This window comes from Paraburkholderia graminis C4D1M (genome assembly GCF_000172415.1).
Taxonomy (GTDB): domain Bacteria; phylum Pseudomonadota; class Gammaproteobacteria; order Burkholderiales; family Burkholderiaceae; genus Paraburkholderia; species Paraburkholderia graminis.
This window is the reverse complement of the sequence record NZ_ABLD01000003.1, coordinates 411064-437344: the sequence shown is the minus strand read 5'-3', so window position 1 is coordinate 437344 and position 26281 is coordinate 411064. Positions and strand designations below refer to the sequence as shown.

Below are 26281 nucleotides of genomic sequence, written 5' to 3'. Positions count from 1 at the left end.
TTGCGCCGGAGGACTTACATCTTGACGGGAGCGGAGACGCCGATGATCGCAAGACCGTTGGCGAGCACCTGACGCGTGGCTGCGAGCAGCGCGACGCGTGCATTGCGTTCGGCCGCATCGTCGACCAGCACGCGTTCGGCTCTGTCATTGTAGAACGAGTGGAATTCCCCGGCGAGGTCGCGCAGATAGAACGCGACCGCGTGCGGCGCGAGTTCGTCGGCGGCGTGTTGCAGCATGTCCGGGAACTCCGCGAGCTTGTTCAGCAAGGCCATTGAGCGCTCGCTCGACAGCGGCGCGAGGTCCACGCTGTCAAGCGTGCTTTCGTCCGCGCCGTAGCGAGTTTTGCATTCGGCGATGACCGAGCAGATCCGCGCATGCGCATATTGCACGTAGTGCACGGGGTTTTCGTCATTTTGTTTCAACGCGAGGTCGATGTCGAAGACGAACTCCGTATCGGCCTTGCGCGAGATCAGGAAGAAACGCACGGCGTCGCGGCCGCGGCGAATCGTCTCTTCGTCGATCTGATCGACGGCTGCCTCGGTGCCCGGCAGCGCGCCGCCCGACCATTCGATCAGATCGCGCACCGTCACGTAGCTGCCCGCGCGCTTGGAGATTTTCACCTCTTCGCCGTTGCGCATGACCGTGACCATCTTGTGCAGCACGTAGTCGGGATAGCCCTTCGGAATGCCGATGCCGAGACCTTGCAGCCCGGCGCGCACGCGCGCGATCGTGCCGTGGTGGTCGGAACCCTGAATGTTGATGACCTTGGTGAAGCCGCGCTCCCACTTTGCGACGTGATACGCGACATCGGGCACGAAGTACGTGTACGTGCCGTCGGTCTTGCGCATCACGCGGTCTTTGTCGTCGCCGTCGTCGGTTGTGCGCAGCCACAGCGCGCCTTCCCGCTCGTAGGTCTTGCCCGCGGTGATGAGCGCCTGCACCGTCTTCTCGACGCGGCCTTCAGTGTAAAGCGACGACTCCAGGTAGTACTGGTCGAACTTCACGCCGAACGCCTGCAAGTCCATGTCCTGCTCGCGGCGCAGATACGCCACCGCGAAGCGGCGGATCGCGTCGAGATTCTCGACGTCGCGCGCGCCGGTGACGGGCTCGCCGTCGCTCGCCGATACCGTGACGCCGTTCAGATAGTCTTTCGCGATGTCGGCAATGTACTCGCCGTTGTACGCGGAAGCGGGCCAGCCGGCGTCGCCCGGAGCGAGGCCGCGTGCGCGCGCCTGGGTGGATAGCGCGAGCGTGCCGATCTGCACGCCGGCGTCGTTGTAATAGAACTCGCGATGCACGTCCCAGCCTTGCGACGCGAGCACGTTCGACAGCGCGTCGCCGAGCGCGGCCTGGCGGCCGTGGCCGACGTGCAGCGGTCCGGTCGGATTCGCGGATACGAACTCGATCAACACGTGCTTGCCCGCGTCGCGTTGCGAGCGGCCATACACGTCTTTCTCCGCGAGCACGGCCTTGACCACCGCCTGCTTGGCCGCAGCGGCAAGACGCAGGTTGATGAAGCCGGGGCCCGCGACTTCGGCGGATTCGATCAAGCCTTGCGCCTGCGGCTGCGCGAGCAGCGTGTCGACGATTTGCTGCGCCAACTGGCGCGGATTCGCGCGCAGCGGCTTGGCGAGTTGCATCGCCACATTGCACGCGACGTCGCCGTGCGCGGCGACCTTCGGACGTTCCAGCGCGATGGTGGGCGATACGAAGGCGGCTTCCGTCGCGCCTTGCGTGGCGAGAGCGACCTGCTTCACCGTGTCGGCGAGCAGTGTTTCCAGAGTGTGTTTATGTGCGGGCAGCATGCTTGTTGCGAGTCCAGTGAGGCAATCCGGTGATACGGAGGAAGCGCCGGCCGCCTCGAGCGCGGCCGATTCGGCAGAAGCGTGGAAAGCGGCGGTTGCGCGGCGGCGCGGTCTGTCATGACATATCGGCATGACGAGGCGAGCTGTTGGGCACTTTGCCTGCAATGCAATCAGCGCGCCGTTCGGCCGCGAGGCGAAGGCTTGGCCGCTGCGGCATGCAGGCCGCAACCGGCTGGCCGGCCGCGCCGCTGCGCCTTGCCGCGCGCGGTGCAATGCGGCGCGCTTTTCCGTCCAGACGGATTTTAGCAGGTGCTAATATGTTCAATGAGAAGCCCAGCAAGGGCCGTGGCCGCCGCGTCTGTTCGCGCGGCTAACGGAACATGCGAGAGGCCGCTTTCGGCTCCGCTTGCGCGTGAAGCCAACATAACGAAAAAGGGAATTGTCATGCTGATTACTTTCAAATGCCGAGCTTGTCCAGATGTGATGATGCTCGAGAATCTGGCGCAGTATCTGGTCGGCATTGTCGGCAAGCGCCTCGGTGAGCGCGGTGTGATTACGCACGCCGAAACCGGCGAAGCGATCGCCAAACTCGAAGCGGCCATCAACTTCGACAAGCAGGAACGCGCCGAACACGACGGCCATTTCCACGAAGGCGAAGAGGGCCACGAGCATCACGAGATTCCGCCGGGTCTTGCGCAACGTGCGTATCCGTTCCTCGACATGCTGCGCGCCGCCCAGAAGGAAAACGCGGACATCGTCTGGGGGCTGTAGTCGAGGCAGGTTCGCCGCGACGGCAGCGGCGACTGTCGTGGCCAGGGCGACAAACACGGCCATCGTGGCCGCGGCACTTGCTGTGACTCATGGCCTGTCGCCATGTCCCGTCAATGTATGGCGCCAAAAAATGAGCCCGCTCGAAGCGGGCTCATTTTCTTTGCAAGCCAGAAACGCGAAAGCGGCTTACTGGCTTGCGGCTTCCGGAGCAACCGCGGGAGCTGACGCGCCCTTTTTCATTTTCTGCTTCTTCGGCTTCTTGACGTGTTTCGTCGTGGGCGGCGAATACGAACTGACCGAACTCGATGCGGCCGGAGCGGCGGTTTGTGCGAGCGCCGCCGAAGCGCCCACGGCAAACGAAACAGCGGTCAATAACAGCGCCAGCTTCTTCATATGATTTTCTCTCCGTTGACGGTTGAATTAGATGAGCCGACGCATTCTGGTTGCGTCTGGCGGGTCAAGCCGCCTCAGTCTACAAAGCCGAAAATTACGTTGCCGCAAATATTCAGTCTTTCTCGCCGGATATAGTGGGTTTCGCGCCAGGCCGGCTCGGCTCATCGATGCATTCAACGCTGCCTTGCCGGAACGGCTTATAGCAACGGCGCCAACGCGCGTTCGGCATCCGCCTTCGAGAGCGACATGCGCTGCGCGTAATCTTCCAATTGGTCCTGGCCGATCTTGCCCACCGAGAAATAAGTGCTGTCCGGATGCGCGAGATAGAAACCGGAGACGCTCGCCGCAGGCAGCATCGCGAGCGATTCCGTTACGGTCATGCCGATTTCATTCGCCTGCAGCACGTCGAACATGTCGCGCTTGACCAGATGATCCGGGCACGCCGGGTAGCCGGGCGCCGGGCGAATGCCGCGATACTTTTCGGCGATGAGTTCGTCGTTCGCAAGCGTCTCGTTGCTCGCGTAGCCCCACAAGTCGCGTCGCACGCGCGCATGCAGCGCTTCGGCGAAGGCTTCGGCGAAACGATCGGCAAGCGCCTTCAGCATGATCGCGCTGTAGTCGTCGTGATCCTTCTCGAACTGCTTTTCCTTCACGTCGACGCCCAGACCCGCCGTGACCGCGAACATGCCGATGTAGTCGGCCACGCCCGAATCTTTCGGCGCGATAAAGTCGGCAAGCGAGCGGTTCGGCCGCATCACGCCGTCGACCACCGGCCGCACGCTTTGCTGCCGCAGATTGCGCCATGTCAGCGCAACTTCGCTGCGCGAATCGTCGGTATAGATTTCGATGTCGTCGTCGTTCACGGTGTTGGCCGGCAGCAGCGCAATCACGCCGTTCGCTTGCAGCCAGCGGCCCTGGATCAGGCGCGCGAGCATCGACTTGCCGTCCGAAAACACGCGCCGCGCCGATTCGCCGACAATCTCATCGTTCAGAATCGCGGGGTAGGGACCGGCGAGATCCCACGTCTGGAAGAACGGACCCCAGTCGATATAGTTCGCGAGTTCGCTCAGATCGAAGTTCTTGAACACGCGCCGGCCGATGAACTTCGGCTTGACCGGCTGATAGCTCTTCCAGTCGATCGGCGTCTTGTTCGCGCGGGCTTCGGCGAGCGTGACCATCGGCAGCGCTTTCTTGTTCGCGTGCTGATTGCGAATGCGATCGTAGTCGGCCTTGAGTTCGTCGAGGTACTTGGCCGCGCCTTCGTCGGACAAGAGGCTCGATGCGACCGACACCGAGCGCGACGCGTCCGGCACATACACGACCGGCCCTTCGTAATGCGGCGCGATCTTCACGGCCGTATGCACGCGCGAGGTGGTTGCGCCGCCGATCAGCAGCGGAATCTTCTTCACGCGGAAGTAGTCGTCGCGCTGCATTTCAGACGCAACGTAGGCCATTTCCTCGAGACTCGGCGTGATCAAGCCCGACAGTCCGATGATGTCCGCGCCTTCCACTTTCGCCCTCGCGAGAATGTCGTTGCACGGGACCATCACGCCCATGTTGACCACTTCGAAGTTATTGCACTGAAGCACCACCGACACAATGTTCTTGCCGATGTCGTGCACGTCGCCCTTCACGATGGACGATCACGATCTGCCTTCGCGCGCACGTCGCCGCCCGCGGCCGCGAGCTGCTTCTTTTCTTCTTCGATGAACGGGATCAGATGCGCGACCGCCTGCTTCATCACGCGCGCCGACTTGACGACTTGCGGCAGGAACATCTTGCCCTGACCGAACAGATCGCCGACGATGTTCATGCCGTCCATCAGCGGGCCTTCGATCACATTGATCGGACGGCCGCCTTGCGCCGCGATCTTCGCGCGCACTTCCTCAGTATCTTCGACGATGAAGTTCGTGATGCCGTGCACGAGCGCATGCGACAGGCGCTTCTCGACCGGCTGATTGCGCCACTCCAGGTTTTCTTCTTTCTTCGCTGCGCCGGTTTTGTATTTGTCGGCGACTTCCAGCAGACGATCGGTGCCGTCCGCGCGGCGATTCAGCACGACGTCTTCGACGCGTTCGCGCAGTTCCGCATCCAGATCCGCATACACGCCGAGCTGGCCCGCATTCACGATGCCCATGTCCATGCCGGCCTGAATCGCGTGATACAGGAACACAGTGTGAATCGCCTCGCGCACCGGATCGTTGCCGCGGAACGAGAACGACACGTTCGACACGCCGCCGCTCACCTTCGCGTACGGCAGGTTCTGCTTGATCCAGCGCGTCGCGTTGATGAAGTCGACCGCGTAGTTGTTGTGTTCTTCGATACCCGTGGCAATCGCGAAGATGTTCGGATCGAAGATGATGTCTTCCGGCGGGAAGCCCACTTCGTTCACGAGAAAGTCATACGAGCGTTTGCAGATCTGCGTCTTGCGCTCGAACGTGTCGGCCTGGCCTTGTTCGTCGAAGGCCATCACCACGGCTGCCGCGCCGTAGCGGCGAATCAGTTTCGCGTGATGGCGGAAAGCCTCTTCGCCTTCCTTCAGCGAGATCGAGTTGACGATCGCCTTGCCTTGCACGCATTTCAGGCCCGCTTCGATCACTTCCCACTTCGACGAATCGATCATGATCGGCACGCGCGCAATGTCCGGCTCCGACGCGATCAGATTCATGAAGCGCACCATCGCCGCTTTTGAATCGAGCATCGCCTCGTCCATGTTGACGTCGATCACCTGCGCGCCGTTCTCGACCTGCTGACGCGCGACGGCAATCGCCTCGTCGAACTGGTCGTTCAGAATCATTCGCGCGAAGGCTTTCGAGCCCGTCACGTTGGTACGTTCGCCAACGTTGATGAAAAGCGTCCCGGACGTGACGTTGAACGGCTCGAGGCCGGCAAGGCGCGTGGTGTGATCGGTCATGGCGTAGGTGCGAGTCGATTGCGTGCGTTAGGTGCGGCCTGGGTGCGTCTGATGCGGCCTGAGCGGCGGCTGTTTTTCGATGCCGCTCAGGCGGCGTCGCGGTATTGCGTCGGCCACTTGCGCGGCTTCACTTCGGCAAGCGCGCGGGCGATCGCCGCGATGTGCTCCGGCGTCGTGCCGCAGCAGCCGCCGGCGATATTCACGAGACCCGCTTCGGCAAATTCCTTCAGCAGGCCCGAGGTGTCAGCCGGCAATTCGTCGAAGCCGGTATCGCTCATCGGATTCGGCAAGCCCGCGTTCGGATAGCACGACACGTAGGTGTCGCACAGCTTCGCCAGTTCGGCGATGTACGGGCGCATCAGCGCCGCGCCCAATGCGCAGTTCAGGCCGAACGTAAGCGGCTTCGCGTGGCGCAGCGAGTTCCAGAACGCCTCGACGGTTTGCCCCGAGAGGATGCGCCCCGAGGCGTCCGTGACCGTGCCCGAAATCATGATGGGCAGACGCTCGCCGGTGTCTTCGAACAGTTCGTCGAGCGCGAACAGCGCGGCTTTGGCATTGAGCGTGTCGAAGATCGTTTCGACGAGGAACAGATCGGCGCCGCCGTCGAGCAACGCTTTCGCCTGCTGGTAATAGGCGGCGTGCAGTTCGTCGAACGTGACGTTGCGCGCGCCCGGATCGTTCACGTCAGGCGAAATGCTCGCGGTCTTCGGCGTCGGTCCGATCGCGCCGGCGACGAAGCGCGGTTTGTCGGGCGTCGAATACTTGTCGCACGCGGCGCGCGCGAGTTTCGCCGACTCCAGATTCATCTCGACTGCAAGCGCTTCCATTCCGTAGTCGGCCTGCGCGACGGTGGTCGCGCCGAACGTATTGGTTTCGATGATGTCGGCGCCCGCAGCCAGATACTGCTCGTGAATCTCGCTGATGATCTGCGGTTGCGTGATGGACAGCAGTTCGTTGTTGCCCTTGATGTCGCGTCCGTAGTCCGCAAAGCGCTCGCCGCGATAGCGTGCTTCGTCGAGCTTGTAGCGCTGGATCATCGTGCCCATCGCGCCGTCCAGAATCAGGATGCGCGACTTGAGCAGCGCGGGCAGTGTCGCGCCGCGCGTGTAATCGCGCTCGGGACGGATAGGCTTGACGGTTTGGGCAGGCTGGTTCATGGCTGACGATGGCTTGGGCCGGCTTTTCTGGGACCTGTCATTGTAGCCGCAGCCGGGCTATCGCGCCGGGCGCGGCACTGGGCGGCACGTGGCGGCACTGGACGACACGGCGCGCCCGGCCGCGCGAAACGCGCTTTGCAAAAAGAAAACGGTCCAGCGCGCCTTAAGCCCGCTGAACCGATTCCATTAAAACCGACCGCCTTGTGAAGCGCGCCCGTGAAGCCGGGTGGCGGCGTCGGCAAATGTCGCCAACAACGTCGAGATGCTCGCAACGCCAAAAACCTTGGCGCTTCCTGCACTCCTTGCGGTTAGTGAAGAATGACCGGCTGATGCATCAGGCTGTCGAACTGGCCGAGGAATTCGTCGACCTCATCGAGCGACGGTTCCTCTTCGATCAGCTTTTGCACGCTCTCGCGAAACCGCGCCGCCATTGCACCGTCGATGTAAATCTCGCGCTGCATGTTCTTGTCGACGATCTCATAGCCACCCGATTTCATGGCCAGCGGACCTTCCTGCGGCGGAAATTCGACGACACAATAGTTGGGGCTGTTGTAGATCATTTGCATGGCGACACTCCTTATTTCCGTTGGCTCCTGGCCGTTCCTGCGCCTTACGTGGAGCTTGTGGTCTGGAATTCAAGGGGTGGGTCCGGATTGACGCATGTAAAAGTTCCGAACCTACCGGTTAGACCGGCCTTCAAGAAACGTTTCAAGCAGTGCGGCAAACCGTTGGGACTGCTCGACAGGCGCGAGATGAGCGGCGTCGAGCAATTCGAACTGCGCGCCTTCAATGGCATCTGCTATTGCCTGACTAGCAGCAGGCGCCGTGCCCGTGTCGTGGCGTCCAGCCACCACCAGGGTTGCGCAGCGAATGCTTCCCAGCTTACCCCGTACATCGAAATCGCGCAGCGCTTCGCACGCCAGGGCGTAGCCTTCCGGCAACGTGCGCACGAGCGCCTCGCGGATCGGCTCGACGGCTTCGGGATGCGCGCTGCGAAACTCAGGCGTCAGCCAGCGCTCGAGCGTGGCGGGCGCGAGCGAGGCCATGCCGTCCCGGCGCGCGCTCGCGGCGCGTTGATCCCATAGCGGGCGGGCTTCAGGGAGATTGGCGGCGCTGCTGTCAGCAATAGTGAGCGTGTCCACGCGCGAAGGGTGATCGAGCGCGAACTGCTGGGCGATCATGCCGCCCATCGACATGCCCACGAGGTGCGTGCTCGGTGCGCCGAGCGCATCGAGCAGTGCGGCGAGGTCGCCGGCGAGATCGGCAATCGTGAACGGCTCCTTCGATACCGCCGTCTCGCCGTGGCCACGCACGTCGTAGCGCAGAACCGTGTAGTCGTCGCGGAAATAGCCGGCGAGTTGGTCCCACACCGACAGATCGCCGCCGAGCTGATGAATGAACGTCAGCCACGGGCCACCACCTTCATTGCTCAGCACGTAGCGTGTCTCGATACCGTTGATGTTCACTTGCATGCAAGCTCCTTCGAGGGGAATGCAGTGGGAGAGTCCGTCGGCGCTTGTTGTTGCATGTCGCTGCCTGGCGTTTGTGCGCAGCGGCCCGCCGAACGGTTGCATCAGATGATGAAGAGTCGGCGGGCAGGCGGAAGTTTCGCGGAATGTCAGAGGCACCATTCGGGTGCGCCGCTTGCCTTTGCGCGTTTAGCCGAATGGCATGTCGTTATGGCTTGATGTTGCCGGAAGTGTCGTCGGGAGCGGTCGAGTCGACCGGTGAGGGCGGTGCTGGCTCGGGTGCCGCTGCGGGCGCAGCGGAAGGCGAGGTATTGGCGGACCCGTCGGGCGAATCGGTGCCCGCGCCGTTCTCCGCGTTCAGCTTGCCGCGCCACACCAGCTCGAACTGCGTGCCGTTCGGCTCCGTCTGCACGATCCGCGCGGGCAGCCAGCCGAGCGAAGGCGCGAGCCATACGTCGATGCGGCGCTGATCGCCCTCGCGACGCGGCAGGCGTTTGAAATGGCGCGTTTCGAGGTAGCCCTGCGCGGTGCGGATGGTTTCGTCGCCGATGGTCTCGACCGGCCAGTTCTCGCCGCTGTCGCTGTCCACCACGAAGAACTGCCGCGTGACGCCCGGCTTGTACGCAGTCGGGTCGCCGCGCACGAGACTCGCCAACTGCATCACCATGCTGAAGCGGTCCTGTGCGCCGTCGGGCAGCGGCAAGGTGGCCGGCGTGCGCGTGAAGGCGATTTTCCGGTCGGCGCGGTTGAAGATTGAAATGTCTTCCGCGCGATGGCCGCGTTTTTCCACGTATTGCTCCGGCGCGAGACCGAATGCGTCGATGCGGCCATGACTCGAATAGACGAACGTGCCGACAAAAGGTAAGGGCACCGAAACCACCATTTCGTAGCGCTCGCCGCTGCTCGTCCAATGGATGGTGCCAGGCTGATTGCGCACGCCGTTGTAAAACGTGTCGTATTGAAGATCGCCGGACGGCGGGACAGAGAACTTTGCGCCGGGAGCCGGTTGCGGCGAGTTTGCGTTTGCCGATGCATTTGCCGACGCGCCGCTCGCGGAACTCGCTGAACTCGCGGGCATCGCGTTTGCGGCGGCCGCGCTCGCCACGGCGTCCGATGCAGCGCGCGCCGCTTGCATTGCCGCCCGTTCGGCCGATTGCATTGCTGTCAGCACATGTTCTCGCGGCTTGCTCGCGGCGGGTTTGCGCGTCGCGGGCTGAGCGGCCGGCGCGGGCGGCACGGCCGCCGGATTGCGCTCGATACGTTCGGGCTTCAGAAGCGCGACCTGCACGGGCACGTGTTCGTCGTCCGAAGGATTCAGGGTTGCGCGATGACGCTCGACCCATTGCGCGGCGATCCAGTGAAGCACGCCCACGACGAGCAGCACGACGATCCATCGCCACATGCGCGAACGGGCGCGCGGCTCGTCTGGCGGCGTGACAGTGGCTTCGGCGGAACGTGCGGCGAAAGGGAAGGCCATCGGCGGAAAAATGGGCGAGCGGACGGAAAGCGGCGTGCGCTTTAGCGAGGCGTCGGACTATACCCCAGCTCGTACGAAAGCTTGCGCGCGCATTCGCGCAGGGCAGTGTCGATCTCGCCGCCCCAGCTAATGTCGAACGCGCCTTCGTGACCGAGCGCGACGAGGCCGAGCGCGAGTTCGCCGGTCGAGTCGAACACCGGCATGCAGAACGCGTGGATGGTCGGCAGCAGCATGCCTTCGACGCGCGCCGCTTCGTGCTCGCGCACTTCCGCGAGCGCGCGTTCGACTTCCTCGCGCGTGCGCGGCACGCCGATATGCGACGAGCGGCGCGTGTCGGCCAACTCACGCTCGAGCATCGCGGCGGTTTTGCCTGTGGGCAGATAGGCCGCGAACAGCAAGCCGGTCGCGGAGCTTAGCAGCGGCATCACGTCGCCGAGCTTGAGCGACGCTTTTGCCGGATGACTCGACTCCATCCAGTGGACCATGGTCGGCCCCTGGTTGCCCCACACGGCGATGCCGACCGTCAGGTCCAGGCGGTCGCGCAATTCGGCGAGCGCGATACGCGCGAGCTTCACGCCGTCGACGCGCGCAAGCCGCGCGAGTCCGAGTTGCAACGCGAAGCCGCCGAGTTCATAGCGCCCCGACAACGGATCCTGCGCGACGACGCCGAGCCGCAAAAAGCTCACCAGATAGCGGTGCGCTTTCGCCGGACTCATGCCTGCGCGCTGCGCGAGATCGCGCAGCATCATCGCGCGCGGCTCGTGAGTGAGCACGTCGAGCAGCCTGAAGCCGACTTCGATCGACTGGATTCCCGAGCGCAGTTTTTCTTCGCCGGCGTCGGCGGTATCGTCGTCGGTGTCGGGCGCTTCCGATGCGTCGAGCGGTTCGGCAGCGGCGTCAGCATCGTGAGCAATGGCGCCGGAGCGGGCAGTGTGCGGCATGAGCAAAAGGCGCTAAGCGCGTTCAAAAGCAATGTAGGAAGAACCGGCTGCGGCGCGCATGCAATGCGCCTCTTGCCGGCCAGGGCGCGCCGGACTTGGGCGGCGCCGATTCACCATCGTAGAATAGATTCCCCTTATCGTCACTAACACGGTTCATTCCTCCATGAAACTTGCCACGCTGAAGGACGGCACGCGCGACGGCCAACTGATTGTCGTGTCCCGCGATCTGCATACCGCTGCCGTTGCCGACGCGATCGCGCCCACGTTGCAGCGCGTGCTCGACGACTGGGCCTTCTACGCGCCGCAATTGCTCGACCTGTACGACGCGCTCAATCAGGGCCGCGCGCGCAACACGTTTTCGTTCGACGCGAGCGACTGCATGGCGCCGCTGCCGCGCGCGTTCCAATGGGCCGACGGCTCCGCGTATGTGAATCATGTCGAACTCGTGCGGCGCGCGCGCGGCGCGGAAATGCCGCCGGAATTCTGGACCGATCCGCTGATGTACCAGGGCGGCAGCGACGATTTCATCGGCCCGAAAGACGACGTCGTGTGCGCGTCCGAAGCGTTCGGCATCGACTTCGAGGCGGAAGTTGCCGTCATCACGAGCGACGTGCCGATGGGCGCCACGCCCGACCAGGCGCTCAGAAGCGTGCGCCTCATCACGCTCGTCAACGACGTCTCGCTGCGCAACCTGATTCCCGCCGAACTCGCGAAGGGCTTTGGCTTTTTCCAGAGCAAGCCGGCTACGTCGTTTGCGCCCGTTGCGGTCACGCCCGACGAACTGGGCGAACATTGGCGCGAAGGCCGCGTGCATCGGCCGATGATCGTCCATTGGAACGGCAAGAAAGTCGGCCAGCCGGATGCCGGCACTGACATGGTGTTTCACTTCGGGCAACTGATCGCACACGCGGCGAAAACGCGCAATTTGCGCGCGGGCGCAATTGTCGGCTCGGGCACGGTGTCGAACAAGGACGCGAAGCGCGGCTATTGTTGTATCGCCGAAAAGCACTGCCTCGAGACCATCGAGCACGGCGCGCCGCAGACCGAGTTCATGAAGTACGGCGACACGGTGAAAATCGAAATGTTCGACGAAGCGGGTAAGTCGATCTTCGGTTCCATCGAGCAGAGCATCGCACCGCTCGACTGACGCGGCACGCGCGCCGGTCCGAAAGGGTTTCGCCCGATGCCGCTGCCATCGCGCGCCGCTACACTGACTGGCGCGGCGGCATCGGCGGATGATTAGAACGAAGCAGAACAAAAACTCATGTGAGGAGACACCATGCGGCGAGCTGGATCGTTGGAAGCGGGGATGGCGGGCGCTTGCGGGCAGCCTGCGCGTGCGGGCATAGGGCGCGAGTTCGGGGAGCGGTTCGCGCAGCAGGTTGCGCGACAGGAGAAGCGGTTTGCCTGGTTTCTGCGCTTGATGCCTCTTGTGCGTCGCCCGGCGATACTGTTCGCGACGCTTGCCGCACTGTCGCCTGCCGTCGCGCTTGCCCAGGTCAAGATCGGGCTCGTGCTGTCGCTGACCGGACCGGCCGCGTCGCTCGGCATTCCCGCGCGCGACACGGCGAGCTTGCTGCCGAAACAGATCGGCGGGCAGAGCGTCGAATACATCGTGCTCGACGATGCCTCTGACACCACGCAGGCCGTGCAGGACACGAAGAAGCTGATCTCCGAAAATCACGTCGACGCGATTATCGGTTCTTCGATCACGCCGAATTCGCTCGCGATGATCGACGTGGTCGCCGACGGAACGACGCCGATGATCTCGCTGGCGTCGTCGGCGAAAATCATCGAGCCCGTGGATGCGAAGCGCCACTGGGTATTCAAGACCCCGCAAACGGACGCGATGATGGCCTCGGCGATTGCCGAGCACGCGAGCACGCGCGGCGTTAAAACGGTCGCGTTCATCGGCCAGGCGGACGCGCTCGGCGAGACTTTTTACAACGAAGTCGCGAAGTTCGCGCAACTGCATCACATGCAGATGGTGGCGAGCGAGCGCTTTAACCGCACCGATCCGAGCGTGACCGGCCAGGTGCTGAAAATCCTCGCGACGCACCCCGATGCCGTCGTGGTCGGCGCGGCCGGCACACCCGCCGCACTGCCGCCGAAGACGCTGCGCGAGCGCGGCTACAAAGGGCTGATCTATCACAATCACGGCGTGGGCAACAACGACTTCCTGCGCGTGTGCGGCGCCGATTGCAACGGCACGTTCCTGCCCGCGAGCCCGGTGCTGGTGGCGGCGCAATTGCCGGCGGATCATCCGGCGAAGCGTCTTGCACTCGATTACATCGCGCGTTTCGAGGCGCTGCGTGGCGCAGGCACGGTGTCGGCGTTCGGCTCCTACACCTGGGACGCGGGCATGCTGCTCAATCATGCCGTGCCGATCGCATTGAAGGCGGCCTCGCCGGGCACGCCCGAATTCCGCCGCGCGTTGCGCGACGCGCTCGAAACCACGCACGGTCTCGCGGACACCAACGGCGTCGTCAACATGAGCCCCACGGACCACCTCGGTCTCGATCAGCGCGCACGCGTGATGGTCGAAATCAGGAACGGCAAGTGGGTTTATCAGCCGCGTTAGCGTTAAATCGACTCACGACGCGCGCCACGCGCGCCTTTACCGACACACGGATCGATCGCCATGTCAGAGCAAGCTCACAGCAACGACGCGTTTTACGCACACTACCGGTCGCTTCGACTGCGTCGCCATCAGCACGGCGTGCTCGAGGTGGTGATGAGCGGCGAGGGCGCGAACAAAAGCGCGCTCGCCACCGCGGACGCGCGCATGCATTACGAGCTTGCGGAAATCTGGCGCGACATCGACCGCGATCCCGACACGCGCGTCGCGATTATTCGCGGCGAGGGCAAGGGCTTTTCGGCGGGCGGCGATCTGCAACTCGTCGAAGACATGGCGACCGATTTCGATGTGCGCGCACGCGTGTGGCGCGAGGCTCGCGACCTCGTCTATAACGTGATCAACTGCAGCAAACCGATTGTCTCGGCGATGCATGGTCCGGCGGTCGGTGCGGGACTTGTCGCCGGGCTGCTTGCGGATATTTCGATCGCGTCGAAAACGGCACGCATCATCGACGGGCACACGCGGCTCGGTGTCGCTGCCGGCGATCATGCGGCCATCGTCTGGCCGCTTCTGTGCGGCATGGCGAAGGCCAAGTACTACCTGATGCTGTGCGAGCCGGTGAGCGGCGCGGAGGCGGAGCGCATCGGCCTCGTCTCGCTTGCCGTCGACGAAAACGATCTGCTGCCCAAAGCGTTCGAGGTCGCGCAAAAGCTTGCGCACGGCTCGCAGACGGCGATCCGCTGGACCAAGTATGCGTTGAACAACTGGCTGCGCTCGGCCGGCCCGGCGTTCGATACGTCGCTCGCACTGGAATTCATGGGCTTCGCCGGGCCCGACGTGCGCGAAGGCGTGAACTCGCTGCGCGAGCGGCGCGCGCCGGATTTCGGCGGCGCCGATCCGTGGCGCGAGCGGTGAGGGCGGCGGCTCGGTCTGACGGCTCGGCTCGTGCGCGTGATGCGCACCGTCGTGGCGTGATGGGGTAGAGCCTGCGCATGGTGAGTACGCTGTGAGCCGCGGCCCGATCTGGCGGCATCAGCGCGTCGCGAGTACGGCGACAGCCACCGTGCGATCAGGCAACGCCGCGCGCGGTATGATCGGATTCAGATGCGTGTGCGCGGTACTCAGCGCGTTTGTGCGCTCTTTGTTCCGTGCTTTTTCAGTTAATGCAGCGAGGCGACAAGCATGACCGACACACCTGGCTCAACGCCGCCGTTTCCTGGCTTCCCTGGTTTTCCGCCCGCCGACATGCTCGAGAGCATGTGGGGCATGATGCGCCTGTCGCCGTTCGGCTCCGCGTTTTCGGGCGCGCAGCCGGGCGCGGGCCTCGGCCCATCGCTGTCGATGATGTCCGACATGATGGCGCCGCTCACCAATGTCGAGGAACTCGACAAGCGCATCACCGACATGCGCGCCGTCGAGCAGTGGCTCAAGCTGAACCTGAGCATGCTGCAGTCCGCGATTCAGGCGCTCGAGGTGCAGCGCGCGACGCTTGCGACGCTGCGTGCGTTTGGCGCGTTCGCGCAACAGTCGATGGCGCAGCCTGCGGCGGCGGCCGAAGCGCAGTCGCCGGCGCCCGCGCCGAGCCCGTCGGCGGCGAGCGGCTGGCCGAATTCGCCAGCGTCGGCTTCGGCCTCCAGTTCGGCGGAAAGCGCGAGCGCCGCTGAATCTGCGAGCGATGAGCAAGCCGAGCCCGCCACGCCGAGCTTCGATGCATCGGCATGGTGGAATCTGCTGCAATCGCAATTCAATCAGATCGCCCAGTTCGCGATGACGCAGCCGGCGGCCGGCGCAGCGGGTGCTGCCGGCGCTGCCACGAGCGGCGGCGCGCAGGCGGACTCGACCGAAGACCACCTGGACGAGGCGAGCGAAGCGGTAGGCGGCGCGACGGATGTGCCGCGTCCATCGCCGGCGGACGTTGCAGCGGCAGCCGCGGCGTCCGGTGGATCGAGCGGCAGCGCTGAGTCTGCCGCCAAGCGTCCCGCGGCGAAGCGAGCGCCGACCGCGACGAAGCGCACCGCCGCCGGCACCGGCAGCAACGCGTCGAAAGCGCCGAAAAAGTCACTGTAAGCACGCGCGCCGGACGGCGGCGCGCATCGACTGTCGGCTGCAAACAACAACGGAAATCGCCGACTGTCACCGTTTTGTCCCCGATCGCCCGTCACACTCCGCCGATTGCGCGCGTCATTGAGACACGTCAAGCGGGCACCGGAATTGCGTCTGTCCCCGCGCGGGTTTGGGCAAATCAGCGTGCTATCATTGGAAGGTATTTGTTTGGCTTTTGGGCGTGCGCTGAAAAACAACCAATCCAGCCGCCCTTGCTCCATTCGCCGCCGGCACGACCGGCGCAGGGCTGGACGGTGCGGTTTTCATCGCAGACTGGCTCGACCTCAGGCATAGGGTATCCCTCACCCACGGTTGGCCGCGCAGCGCGTAACGTTGAGCATGCAAATTTTGCGTTAGCCGCTCTTCGCGCAAGCGCCCGGACTTCTTCGCTGCCCGTGCATCCAGGCGGCCGGTTACCGCGTAAAATTGAAGCTTTGGCCGGCGAACGGCGCGGCATTCGGGCACAACGCCCGGTGCACCAGGTTCGTCGTCAGCAAGAGTGCTACACGTAGTAGTGACAGACACACACAGTATGTGCAGAACAGGGGTGGGACTATGAACACCATGCTTTATCCGGAACTTTATAAATCGCTCGAATCCGTTCGATGGGACATGGAGAAAGACATTCCCTGGGACAAGTTCGATGCATCGCTATTGACCGACGAGCAGGCCGCGACGATCAAGATGAACGCGATCACCGAATGGTCGGCGCTGCCCGCCACGGAAATGTTCTTGCGTGACAACCATCACGACAGCGATTTTTCCGCGTTCATGAGCGTGTGGTTCTTCGAAGAGCAAAAGCATTCTCTGGTGCTGATGGAATACCTGCGCCGCTTCAAGCCCGAAATGTGCCCCACCGAAGAAGAACTGCACGCCGTGCGCTTCGAATTCGATCCGGCACCGCCGCTCGAAACGCTGATGCTGCACTTCTGCGGCGAAATCCGCCTGAATCACTGGTATCGCCGTGCGGCCGAATGGCACACCGAACCGGTCATCAAGCACATCTACGAAACCATTTCGCGCGACGAAGCGCGGCATGGCGGCGCCTACCTGCGCTACATGAAGAAGGCGATGGTGCAAACCGGCGACATCGCGCGCGCTGCTTTTGCAAAGATCGGCGTCCTGATGGCGTCGGCGCGCCGCACCGAAAAGCCGCTGCATCCCACGAACCTGCACGTCAATCAGGCGCTGTTCCCGCGCGACACGATCCAGTCGCGTCTGCCCGACCCCGAATGGCTCGAGCGCTGGCTCGACGAGCAGATCCGTTTCGACGACGGTTGGGAAAAGAAGGTCGTCGAGCGCATTTTGCACAATCTGTCGCTGCTGTTCGAACGCACGTTCAACACCGCGCAGGAACTGAACCGCTATCGCAAGGAAGTGGTGGCGCGCCTGCAGGCCGACCAGAAATCGGCCGAACAGCCGGCTTAATGGCCGAGCGCTCGTAAGTTCCGGTTCGAGGCTTCTGATTCGTAAAAAAGACGGCCCGGCAGGCATCAGCTTGCCGGGCCGTTCCGTTTCATGACTCGGTTCGGTCGGCTCTATCTGCGCGGCTTCGTCAGGTCCTTTTTGATCGGTTTTGCGTTCTCGATACGGCTCGCGGTGTATCGTGACGGCGCTCCTTCTGTCTCTTCCACATCCTCATGGCTGCCATTTTCGAACGCAAGATTCTCGCGCGCGACGCACTCGTCGCATTGCGCCCTTCACTGAAGTCGCCGGTCGTCTTTACGAACGGCGTGTTCGACATCCTGCATCGCGGGCATGTGACCTATCTCGCCGATGCCAAAGCCCAAGGCGCTTGCCTGATTGTCGGCGTGAATAGCGACGCGTCGGTGCGCATGCTCGGCAAGGGCGACGACCGTCCGATCAACAACGAAGCCGACCGCATGGCGTTGCTCGCGGCGCTGGAAAGCGTCGATTACGTCGTTTGCTTCACGGAAAAGACGCCGGTCGATCTTATCTCGGCGGTGCGTCCGGACGTGCTCGTGAAGGGCGGCGATTACGACATGGATGCGTTGCCGGAATCGGCCATCGTGCGTGGCTGGGGCGGTAAGGCGTTGGCGATTCCGTTCGAGCACGATCGCTCGACCACGGCGCTGCTCAACAAGGTTCGCACGCAGGGTTGAATGTGGCGCGCGGTTTCACCGTGCTTTATTGCGGTAACGCTGACGCCGCGATCGGCGCAGCCGGGGCCGGCGCGCCGACTACCGCCTGGTCGCCCGCCTCGGCGGCAGTGATCGGGCGCACCTTCAGCCCATCGGGATGCACTTCCCGGCTCAGATGATTGGGTTCGCGTCCGCTCGCGGTGGGCGTCGGACCGAATACGCCGCGCACGGCGACGAATGCCAGAAGGTTGGCTAGAAACAGAATGGCAATCAGCCAGCGCAGCATCGTTTTATTTTCCCATCTATAAGCTGAGTCAGTTTAGCCGCCGGTATCGCCGCTGCGAGTTCGAGTCACGCCGCTGGACCACGACATCGAGCCGTGTCGATGATATTCGACTGTGCTTTAAGCGTCGCGCTCCGAAGCGATCAATGCGAGCCCGGATAAGACCAGCGAATCGTGGCGAGTATGCGGCACTTTCAACGCGCTCGCCACTTCGTCCGCCGCGCCGCCGCCGATCACAAGGTGCACCGGCACCTGCCATTCATCCTGCAAGTCGCGCCACATCCGTTCGACGAGACCCGCTTGCGCAAGCGTGCAACCGGCAGAGAGCGAACGCGGCGTGTCTGTCGCAAAGGACGGCCCGCGACTGGCGGCGTCCCGCGTGCCGCGAGCGTCGTCATCAAGAAGGCCGCGCGCGGCGTCGGCGTCGAGCGTCGGCAATTGCGCCGTGTGCTCGCCGAGCGAGCGCATCATCAAACTCCAGCCCGGCGCAATCAGTCCGCCGACAAAGCAGCCGTCCGCGCGCAACGCCTCGAGCGTGGTCGCAGTGCCGAACGTCGCGATCAGCAGATGCTCGCCCGGGAATGCCGCGTGCGCGCCGATCATGCCGGCCCAGCGGTCGCTGCCGAGCGCATGCGGCGTCGTGTAGCTGTTGGTCACGCCGCATTGGCGTTCGCGTGCGCGGATCGTGGTGAGCGGCAAGCCCGGCCACTGCGTGCGGACGAGTTCGGCGATGCGCGCCGCGACCGCATCGCCGGCGACATTCGATAACCACGCGCCGCCCGGCGCGGGCAGCTTTGACCACTCCGGCGAATCGCCATCCCCATGCGCAAGCGCCCCGGCCGCAATCTGCGCACCGTCCGCCGCCACCAACGCCCATTTGACGCGGCTATTGCCCGCGTCGATCAAAAGATGAGGCGCGCCGCGCGTCATGCGGCACCGTCGGCGAGACGCAGCGACACGTCGCCGGTCGCGATGCTTTGCCGTCCGGCAGCCGTATCGAGCAGCAACTGACCGCGTTCATCGACGCCCGCAGCCACGCCGCGCGTGACTTCCTGGCCTTGCTCGAGTAGCACGACCTCGCGGCCCGCGTACGCGTGCACCGCGTTCCAGCGCGCCTGGAAGGGCGCGAAACCTTCCGCGCCGAAGCGCTGCAAGGCGGGTTCGAGCGCATTGAGTTCGGCCGCGAGCGTATCGGTGAGATTGGCGTTCGGCAGCGCGCGCTGCAACGCGGTCGGCGCAGTGCCGCGCGCCTGCGGCGGCGCGTCGGCGTTCAGCGCGCCGATCTTCGCGGCGAGTTCGTCGGCACCCTTCACGTTCGTGCCGATGCCGATCACGACCGCGCTCGCGTGCTCCGTGCTCCACGCGGTTTCGATCAGAATTCCCGCGAGCTTGTCGCCTTCGAGCAGCACGTCGTTCGGCCACTTCAGCGCAATCTGGCCGGGGCCCGCGACCGGCAACGAACGCAATCCGTCGACGAGCGCAACACCCACCGCGAGGCTCAATCCCGCGAGCCCTTCGAGCGGACGCGGCAGCACACAGGCCACCGAAAACAGCAGCGCATTGCCCGGCTCCGCGTACCACGGACGGCCGCGCCGGCCGCGCCCGGCGGTCTGCAGATAAGCGACCCGCACGATCGGCCGCGGCAGCGCGCCCGCTTTGCGCGGCAGCGCCTTTACGCGCGACATGAGGTCGGCATTGGTCGAGCCGGTTTCCTCGACGATTTCGATTGGCCAGTCATGCGCATGCGCGCCGAAAAGCGCGACGGCGCGTTCACGGTCGATGCGCCAGTCAGCTGCGTTCGCGGCAGCGGCCGGACCTTGGGGCGGAGTGCGGGAAGCGTTCATGTCCCATATTGTAACGACAGCGAACCGCGCGAGGCCGCCCGCACGGTCGTTCCGCTGCGCCTTCGCTACAATGGCCGCTAATCCGATAACCAGATTGCAGCGATCCTTGAACTACGACACTCCGCCCGGCCTCGAAGTCGCGGCCGGCAGCCAAGGCAAGATCGTCCGGCTCTCGGGCCAGTGGACGGCGCTCGCGCTCGCGCGCGATCGCGCAACCGGACACGTGATCCCGCAACTGCGCTCGCTGGAGGGCGCCGAAGGCATCGGCCAGTGGGACCTGTCGCGTATCGACCGGATGGACCATGTGGGCGGCCAGGCGCTGTGGCGCGTGTGGGGCCACAGAATGCCGCCCGACACCGAGCTGACCGACACGCAGCGCGACATTTTCGAGCGCATCGCGTTGCTCGACACGGTTCGCGAGACGGCTGAACCGGTCATCAGGTTCGATCCGTTCACGCGGCTCGGCCTCGCGATTTTCTCGTTCTTCGAGCATCTGTACGGCGGCGTCGCGATGCTCGGGCGCGTCGTGCTCGATCTGCTCGCCATCGCGCGCAAGCCGGCCATCACGCCGTGGACGGAAATCTCCGCGAACATCTACAACGCCGGCACGAAGGCGCTGCCGATCACCGCGCTCGTCGCGTTCCTGATCGGCATCGTGTTGAGCTATCTGTCGGCGCAGCAACTGCGGCTCTTCGGCGCGAATCAGTACATCGTCAATATTCTCGGGCTTTCGGTGATTCGCGAACTCGGCCCCGTGCTGTCGGCGATTCTGGTGGCCGGCCGCTCGGGCTCGGCGATCACCGCGCAGATCGGCGTGATGCGCGTGACCGAGGAACTCGACGCGATGCGCGTGATGGGCATTCCACACGGCTTGCGGCTGATTCTGCCGCGCGTGATCGCGCTCGGCGTGGCGATGCCGCTGCTCGTGATGTGGACCGACATCATCGCGCTGACGGGCGGCGCGGTCGCCGCGAAGATCGTGCTCGGCATCGACATGAGCTACTTTGCGCGCGCGTTGCCGGGCGTCGTGCCGGTGGCGAATCTGTGGATCGGGCTCGGCAAGGGCGTCGCGTTCGGCATGCTGATCGCGATTGCCGGCTGTCATTTCGGCTTCCGTATCAAGGCGAATTCGCAGAGCCTCGGCGAGGGCACGACGACATCGGTCGTGACGTCGATCACGATCGTGATTCTCGCCGACGCCGTGTTCGCCATCCTGTTCCAGAACGTGGGGCTCGGATGATCGCGCCGCTCACTCAGGCCGTGCGCGGCCAGCCGATGCCGTCGATCGCCGAGCCGGTGATCGAGGTGATCGACGTCACCAAGCGCTATGGCCGCAACATCGTGCATCAGCATCTGAATCTCGACGTGCGGCGCGGCGAAATCCTGTCGATCGTCGGCGGGTCGGGATCGGGCAAGACCACGCTCGTGCGGCAGATTCTCGGCCTGGAGCGGCCGTCGTCGGGAACCATCAAGCTGTTCGGCGAGGACCTCGCGACCATTTCGCCCGAAACCGCGCTGCTGATGCGCAGCCGCTCCGGCATGCTGTTTCAGCGAGGCGCGCTGTTCTCGTCGCTGTCGGTGTTCGATAACGTCGCGCAGCCGGTGCGCGAACTCGGCAAGGTGCCCGAGGACCTGCTGCGCGACATTGTGATGCTGAAGCTCGAGATGGTCGGCCTGCCGTGCAAGCACGCGTCGAAAATGCCGTCGGCGCTGTCGGGCGGCATGATCAAGCGCGTCGGCATTGCGCGCGCGATCGCGCTCGAACCGGAGCTGCTGTTTCTCGACGAGCCGACGGCCGGCCTCGATCCTCAGGCGTCCGAGGAGTTCGTCGAACTGATTTCGGCGCTGCATCGCGCGCTCGGCCTGACGGTCGTGATGGTCACGCACGACCTCGATACGATGGTCGCGCTGTCCACGCGCGTCGCGGTGCTCGCGGACCGCAAGGTGCTGGTCGCCGCGCCCGTTGAAGAAGCGGCGGGCGTCGATCATCCGTTTATCCGCGAATATTTTCTGGGCTTGCGCGGACGCCGCGCGTTGCAGGCGCTGCCGCCCGAGCGCCGTGCGAAGCTGCCGCGCGCGGCGCTCGAGCCGGCGTCGTCGGAATTGCCGCTGTGAAATTGCCGCTGTAAATCAGGGAACCTGGTAATGGAAAACAAATCACATGCGTTCTGGGCTGGGCTCTTCACGATCGTGCTGCTCGGCGCGATTGCCACGGCGGCATTTTTGTTCAATGTCGACCGCGCCGTGCGCGTGCCGTACGATCTGATTGCGCGCACCAACGTGACGGGCCTGTTTACCGACGCCGCCGTGCGCTATCGCGGGCTCGACGTCGGCAAGGTGCAGTCCATCAAGTTCGACCGCGCTCATCCTGGGCAGATCGTGATCCGCATCCTCGTCGACACGCATGCGCCGATCACGCATTCCACGTTCGGCAGCCTCGGCTTTCAGGGCGTGACCGGCATCGCGTTCATTCAGCTCGACGATACCGGGCGCGATCCGTCGCCGCTCGCTTCGTCGCCGAAACAGGTTGCGCAGTTGCCGATGCGTCCAGGCTTGCTCGATCAGTTGCAGCAACGCGGCGACGTGCTGCTGAAGAAGCTCGAAAAAGTCACGGACGACGTCGACAATCTGTTGTCGCAGGAAATGGTCGATCAGTTGCACGGCACGGCGGCCAGCATCCAGAAAGCCGCGGACGGCGTCGCCACGCTCACGCAGCAGATGGCGCCAGCGGCCGGCAAGTTGCCCGCGACCATCGACAAGCTGGACAGGACGCTCGTCTCGACCAACCAGTTGATCACGAGCTTGAACCGCACCGATGGTCCGTTCGAGATGAACCTGAACAAGGTAGGCACCGCCGCACAGCAGGCGGGCGACGCGCTGACGCAGATGAACGGCTCGTTGCAGGAACTGTCGGCGCGAGTCGGCTACGACACGCTGCCCCGCGTCAATTCGCTCGCCGAGGACGTGCGCTCGGCGGCGCGCTCGGTCGACCGGGCCGCCGATACGTTCAGCACCAGTCCGCGCAGCGTGTTCTTCGGCGCGCCGACTGCGGCGCCTGGGCCCGGCGAGGCCGGCTTTACGTGGCCCGCCACGAGCGCCGGGAAATGAATCTGAAGGTTTGAAGAAAGGAAGATTGTCATGTCACGCTCCATTCACCGGTTGTTGTCCTCGCGCGTCACGCGTGCGGGTGCGGCGTGCGCGGCGCTCGTCGCCGCCGGTCTGCTGGCCGCGGGCTGCACGAGCACGCCGGCGGCGCTGTCGGACATCCGTTATGACTTCGGTCCGCCGAAGCCGGCATCGTCGGCGGGAACGCAGCCGGCCGTGAAAGTGCTCGACGTGAGCGCGCCCGAAGTGCTGCGCTCCGACAAGCTCGTGTACCGGATTGGCTATGCGGACTCGCAGCAGGTCGCCGCATACGCGAACAGCCATTGGACGATGCCGCCATCCGAGCTGCTCACGCAGCGTCTGCGCGGCGCGCTCAGCTCGCGCGGCACGGTGCTGACGGGCGCCGACGGCGTCCCCGCGCCGGTGCTGAAGGTCGATCTGAACGAGTTCGAGCAGGTTTTCGACAGCCAGGCGCAAAGCCATGCGGCAGTGACCGCGCGCGCCACGCTGACGCAGAACGGCAAGGTGATCGGCCAGCGCACTTTCATTTCGCGTGCGCCGTCCCGTTCCGCCGACGCCGCCGGCGGCGCGCAGGCGCTCGCCGCCGCCAGCGACGACCTCGTCGCGCAAATCGGCGCGTGGCTCGGCGTCCAGGCGCTGGTCGCCGCGCAATGACGCCCGCGCAGCGCACGCAACGGAGCGCTGCATGAGCGAACGATCCTGGCTGCGCCGCCCTTCGGTACTCTCGCGGCAAGCGTTGGTGCTGTACACCGCGCTGATCGGCTACGGTTCGTGGTATCCGTTTTCGGGCTGGCGTTCGCTCGGCCTCGGTCCGTTGGCGTACCTGTCGGACCCGATGCCGCAGTACCTCACCGCGTTCGACGTCGTCACGAATGTGCTCGGCTATATGCCGTTCGGCGCGCTGATGGTGCTCGCGCTTTACCCGCGCTGGCGCGGACCGCTCGCGGTTGCGCTCGCGTTCGTGCTGGGCGGACTGCTGTCGGGCGTGATGGAAGCCGTGCAAACCTATCTGCCGACGCGCGTCGCTTCCAACCTCGATCTCGCGGCCAACGCGCTCGGCGCGCTGCTCGGCGCTGCGATCATGTCGCCCGCCACCGGCGCGCTGCTCGACCGCGGCTTGCTGCGGCGCTTGCGCCTCATGTGGTTCGAGCGCGACAGCGCGGCGCTCGCGTGTCTCGTAACGGCATGGCCGTTTGCGACGATGTATCCGTCGCCGCGTCTGTTCGGACTCGGCAACTGGCCGCGTGCGTTGTGGACACGGTTCGATTCGACGACGCAGGACGCGCTCTTCGCGTGGGCGCCGGCCGGCTGGCACGTCGGCACATGGCCGGCGTGGGTCGCCGCGTGGTTGCCGGACGACGGCTGGGAAGCGCTCATTACGACGCTCAATCTGTTCGCCGCGCTGGCGCTCGCGTCGCTAACGGTGCGCCGGCATGCGCCGCGCGTGCGGCTGCTGCTGCTGTTCATCGTCGTGGCTTTGGGCGTGAAGGCGGGCGCGACGTTTCTGCAATCGCAATCCGGCCTCGCGTTCGATTGGGCGACGCCCGGCGCGCTCGCGGGGCTCGGCTGCGGCGCGCTGCTCGGGCTTGCCGCGCTGCGTCTCACGCGCAGCGCGCGAGCGGGGCTGGCCGCCAGTGCGCTCGTCGTGACGCTGGTGTTCGTCAATCTGCTGCCGGTGAATCCTTATTTCGACGTCGTGCTGGCCGACTGGCGGCAAGGACGGTATCTGCACTTCAACGGCCTCGCGCGCTGGCTCGCGTGGGTCTGGCCTTATGCGGCGCTGGTGTGGCTCGCGTTTGTCGTCGAACGCGTGTGGTTGGGGCGGCGCACGCGGCGCGCTTGAGGGCGGGGGCGGGATGCGTGTGGCGGGGTGGGGCTTGCCCGCTCGCTATAATTGTTTGCTACGGGCGGTCGGCAAGAGGCTCTCGGCTCGGTCGTCCGCACCCCAACAGCAATTGCCCGCCGCTACGATCAGCGAACAAAACCTCGCGCCGCTGCGCCGAACGGCGTTCTGCTGCACTATTGCCCTTCCGACAGTCTCCCTCTGCGTACATCATGGATTCCTTCTACAAGTATCACGTCTTCTTTTGCCTGAATCAGCGCGAGCCGGGCGCGGAGCGGCCGAGTTGCGCGAATTGCAACGCGCAGGCCATGCAGGAGCACGCAAAAAAGCGCGTCAAGAAACTCGGTCTCGCCGGCCCCGGCCAGGTGCGCATCAACAAGGCCGGCTGTCTCGACCGCTGTGAGCTGGGTCCGACGCTCGTGGTCTATCCGGAGGGCGTCTGGTACACGTACGTGGATGAAAGCGACATCGACGAAATCGTGGACTCCCATCTCGCGAACGGCAAAATCGTAGAGCGTCTGAAGATCGATCAATAAGCGCCGCCATGAACGTACACACCAAGAAGTATCTGATCGACGGCCCGGTCGGCAAGATCGAGGTCGCGCTGGACCTGCCCGACGAAGCGCGCGAAAACGGCGCCGCGCCGCGCGGCATTGCGCTCGTCGCGCATCCGCATCCGCTCTTCGGCGGAACAATGGACAACAAGGTCGCGCAGACGCTCGCGCGCACGCTCGTCCAGTTGAACTACGTGACGTATCGCTCGAATTTTCGCGGCGTCGGGCAAACGCAAGGTGAACACGACGCCGGCATCGGCGAGCGCGACGATCTGCGCGCCGTGCTCGATCACATGCGCGCGCAGCCGGGACACGAAGACCTGCCGCTCGTGCTGGCGGGTTTCTCGTTCGGCACGTTCGTGCTGTCGCACGTGGCCGCGAAGCTGCGCGACGAAGGCCAGCAAATCGAGCGCATGGTGTTCGTCGGCACCGCGGCGAGCCGCTGGGAAGTCGCGCCGGTGCCGGAAAACACGCTGCTGATTCACGGCGAAACCGACGATACCGTTCCCATTCAATCGGTTTACGACTGGGCGCGGCCGCAGGAATTGCCGGTCGTCGTGATTCCGGGCGCGGAGCATTTCCTGCATCGCAAGCTGCACATTCTGAAGCGGATCATCGTCGACGCATGGCGTTGATGCGGCGGGCGCCGCGCGTTTTCCGGGGTACAGGTACGCGAAAACGCACAATTAATCGCCTGCCACTACGCGAAGTTACCCGAGCAGCGCGCGTATAATGGGCGCTCTTTTTTGGGCGCAGCACGGCTTGTGCGGCAGTTCGCGCGACGCGTAGCTTCTTTTCACGCGCGCAGCGGTGCCGCCTGCAAGTGTGCTGCGCGAACCGATCGCGTGGCCGGAAGTCCAATGGGCGCCCGCGCCGTTACGCTTGATGTTGTTGCGGCCCGACGCTCGCCGACCGGCTCTT

24 protein-coding genes and 1 pseudogene are annotated in these 26281 nt (G+C 64.6%); 14 read left to right on the top strand and 11 right to left on the bottom strand.

Annotation, left to right across the window (positions count from 1 at the left end; genetic code table 11):
• Window positions 1-14 precede the first annotated feature (14 nt).
• Window positions 15-1805 carry an arginine--tRNA ligase gene (argS, locus tag BGRAMDRAFT_RS07725; protein ID WP_006048143.1) on the bottom strand — a complete coding sequence of 597 codons (1791 nt, stop codon included), beginning with the start codon at window positions 1803-1805 and terminating at the stop codon, window positions 15-17.
• A gap of 444 nt (window positions 1806-2249) precedes the next feature.
• Here argS and BGRAMDRAFT_RS07720 point away from each other — a divergent pair, with 444 nt between their 5' ends.
• Entirely contained in the window at window positions 2250-2576 is a 327-nt protein-coding gene (locus tag BGRAMDRAFT_RS07720) for a DUF1840 domain-containing protein (RefSeq protein WP_006048142.1), read from the top strand.
• Between the two features lie 186 nt (window positions 2577-2762).
• On the opposite strand, the gene BGRAMDRAFT_RS35280 is transcribed toward BGRAMDRAFT_RS07720, so the two are convergent.
• From BGRAMDRAFT_RS35280 to BGRAMDRAFT_RS07685, 7 genes and pseudogenes are all read right to left on the bottom strand, one after another.
• Window positions 2763-2969, bottom strand: coding sequence for a hypothetical protein (locus BGRAMDRAFT_RS35280; RefSeq protein WP_006048141.1), 207 nt, complete (start codon window positions 2967-2969; stop codon window positions 2763-2765).
• 197 nt (window positions 2970-3166) lie between these two features.
• Window positions 3167-5883, bottom strand: a pseudogene (gene metH, locus BGRAMDRAFT_RS07710) (methionine synthase).
• 86 nt (window positions 5884-5969) lie between these two features.
• Entirely contained in the window at window positions 5970-7040 is a 1071-nt protein-coding gene (locus BGRAMDRAFT_RS07705) for a homocysteine S-methyltransferase family protein (protein ID WP_006048138.1), read from the bottom strand.
• A 308-nt stretch (window positions 7041-7348) separates the two neighbouring features.
• Complete coding sequence (locus tag BGRAMDRAFT_RS07700) at window positions 7349-7606, bottom strand: BTH_I0359 family protein (protein ID WP_006048137.1); 258 nt, start codon at window positions 7604-7606, stop codon at window positions 7349-7351.
• Window positions 7607-7717: 111 nt separating this feature from the next.
• The gene (locus BGRAMDRAFT_RS07695) at window positions 7718-8512 is read right to left on the bottom strand and encodes an alpha/beta fold hydrolase (protein ID WP_006048136.1); all 795 of its coding nucleotides are present in this window, start codon (window positions 8510-8512) and stop codon (window positions 7718-7720) included.
• 205 nt (window positions 8513-8717) lie between these two features.
• Entirely contained in the window at window positions 8718-9986 is a 1269-nt protein-coding gene (locus BGRAMDRAFT_RS07690) for a DUF3108 domain-containing protein (RefSeq protein ID WP_044020541.1), read from the bottom strand.
• 41 nt (window positions 9987-10027) lie between these two features.
• Window positions 10028-10927, bottom strand: coding sequence for an IclR family transcriptional regulator (locus BGRAMDRAFT_RS07685; protein WP_006048134.1), 900 nt, complete (start codon window positions 10925-10927; stop codon window positions 10028-10030).
• A gap of 163 nt (window positions 10928-11090) precedes the next feature.
• On the opposite strand from BGRAMDRAFT_RS07685, the gene BGRAMDRAFT_RS07680 reads away from it, so the two are divergent.
• From BGRAMDRAFT_RS07680 to rfaE2, 6 genes are all read left to right on the top strand, one after another.
• The gene (locus BGRAMDRAFT_RS07680; protein ID WP_006048133.1) at window positions 11091-12074 is read left to right on the top strand and encodes a fumarylacetoacetate hydrolase family protein; all 984 of its coding nucleotides are present in this window, start codon (window positions 11091-11093) and stop codon (window positions 12072-12074) included.
• A 132-nt stretch (window positions 12075-12206) separates the two neighbouring features.
• Window positions 12207-13508, top strand: a complete 1302-nt coding sequence (locus BGRAMDRAFT_RS07675) for an ABC transporter substrate-binding protein (protein WP_006048132.1) — start codon at window positions 12207-12209, stop codon at window positions 13506-13508.
• Window positions 13509-13568: 60 nt separating this feature from the next.
• A complete protein-coding gene (locus tag BGRAMDRAFT_RS07670) occupies window positions 13569-14420 on the top strand; it encodes an enoyl-CoA hydratase/isomerase family protein (protein WP_006048131.1) in 852 nt (283 codons plus the stop codon).
• A 267-nt stretch (window positions 14421-14687) separates the two neighbouring features.
• Entirely contained in the window at window positions 14688-15572 is an 885-nt protein-coding gene (locus BGRAMDRAFT_RS07665; RefSeq protein ID WP_006048130.1) for a PhaM family polyhydroxyalkanoate granule multifunctional regulatory protein, read from the top strand.
• 591 nt (window positions 15573-16163) lie between these two features.
• The gene (locus tag BGRAMDRAFT_RS07660; protein WP_006048129.1) at window positions 16164-17036 is read left to right on the top strand and encodes a ferritin family protein; all 873 of its coding nucleotides are present in this window, start codon (window positions 16164-16166) and stop codon (window positions 17034-17036) included.
• A 212-nt stretch (window positions 17037-17248) separates the two neighbouring features.
• Complete coding sequence (gene rfaE2, locus BGRAMDRAFT_RS07655) at window positions 17249-17731, top strand: D-glycero-beta-D-manno-heptose 1-phosphate adenylyltransferase (RefSeq protein WP_006048128.1); 483 nt, start codon at window positions 17249-17251, stop codon at window positions 17729-17731.
• A gap of 25 nt (window positions 17732-17756) precedes the next feature.
• On the opposite strand, the gene BGRAMDRAFT_RS07650 is transcribed toward rfaE2, so the two are convergent.
• The 3 genes from BGRAMDRAFT_RS07650 to BGRAMDRAFT_RS07640 all read right to left on the bottom strand — a co-directional run bounded on the left by BGRAMDRAFT_RS07650 (window position 17757) and on the right by BGRAMDRAFT_RS07640 (window position 19837).
• The gene (locus tag BGRAMDRAFT_RS07650) at window positions 17757-17996 is read right to left on the bottom strand and encodes a hypothetical protein (RefSeq protein WP_006048127.1); all 240 of its coding nucleotides are present in this window, start codon (window positions 17994-17996) and stop codon (window positions 17757-17759) included.
• Window positions 17997-18113: 117 nt separating this feature from the next.
• Window positions 18114-18923, bottom strand: a complete 810-nt coding sequence (locus BGRAMDRAFT_RS07645; protein WP_006048126.1) for a type III pantothenate kinase — start codon at window positions 18921-18923, stop codon at window positions 18114-18116.
• A complete protein-coding gene (locus BGRAMDRAFT_RS07640; RefSeq protein WP_006048125.1) occupies window positions 18920-19837 on the bottom strand; it encodes a biotin--[acetyl-CoA-carboxylase] ligase in 918 nt (305 codons plus the stop codon). The genes BGRAMDRAFT_RS07645 and BGRAMDRAFT_RS07640 overlap by 4 nt, the downstream gene beginning before the upstream one ends.
• 106 nt (window positions 19838-19943) lie before the next feature.
• Between BGRAMDRAFT_RS07640 and BGRAMDRAFT_RS07635 the strand changes: the two genes are divergently transcribed.
• The 7 genes from BGRAMDRAFT_RS07635 (at window position 19944) to BGRAMDRAFT_RS07605 (ending at window position 25995) form a co-directional block, all read left to right on the top strand.
• Complete coding sequence (locus tag BGRAMDRAFT_RS07635; RefSeq protein WP_044020539.1) at window positions 19944-21077, top strand: MlaE family ABC transporter permease; 1134 nt, start codon at window positions 19944-19946, stop codon at window positions 21075-21077.
• Window positions 21074-21952, top strand: coding sequence for an ABC transporter ATP-binding protein (locus BGRAMDRAFT_RS07630; RefSeq protein ID WP_006048122.1), 879 nt, complete (start codon window positions 21074-21076; stop codon window positions 21950-21952). Before BGRAMDRAFT_RS07635 ends, BGRAMDRAFT_RS07630 begins: the two co-directional genes overlap by 4 nt.
• Before the next feature lie 30 nt (window positions 21953-21982).
• Window positions 21983-22945, top strand: coding sequence for an MlaD family protein (locus BGRAMDRAFT_RS07625; RefSeq protein ID WP_006048121.1), 963 nt, complete (start codon window positions 21983-21985; stop codon window positions 22943-22945).
• Window positions 22946-22975: 30 nt separating this feature from the next.
• Window positions 22976-23617 carry an ABC-type transport auxiliary lipoprotein family protein gene (locus tag BGRAMDRAFT_RS07620; protein WP_006048120.1) on the top strand — a complete coding sequence of 214 codons (642 nt, stop codon included), beginning with the start codon at window positions 22976-22978 and terminating at the stop codon, window positions 23615-23617.
• Between the two features lie 31 nt (window positions 23618-23648).
• Window positions 23649-24806, top strand: a complete 1158-nt coding sequence (locus BGRAMDRAFT_RS07615) for a VanZ family protein (RefSeq protein WP_006048119.1) — start codon at window positions 23649-23651, stop codon at window positions 24804-24806.
• A gap of 212 nt (window positions 24807-25018) precedes the next feature.
• A complete protein-coding gene (locus BGRAMDRAFT_RS07610; protein WP_006048118.1) occupies window positions 25019-25342 on the top strand; it encodes a (2Fe-2S) ferredoxin domain-containing protein in 324 nt (107 codons plus the stop codon).
• 8 nt (window positions 25343-25350) lie between these two features.
• The gene (locus tag BGRAMDRAFT_RS07605) at window positions 25351-25995 is read left to right on the top strand and encodes an alpha/beta hydrolase (protein ID WP_006048117.1); all 645 of its coding nucleotides are present in this window, start codon (window positions 25351-25353) and stop codon (window positions 25993-25995) included.
• Window positions 25996-26281 lie beyond the last annotated feature (286 nt).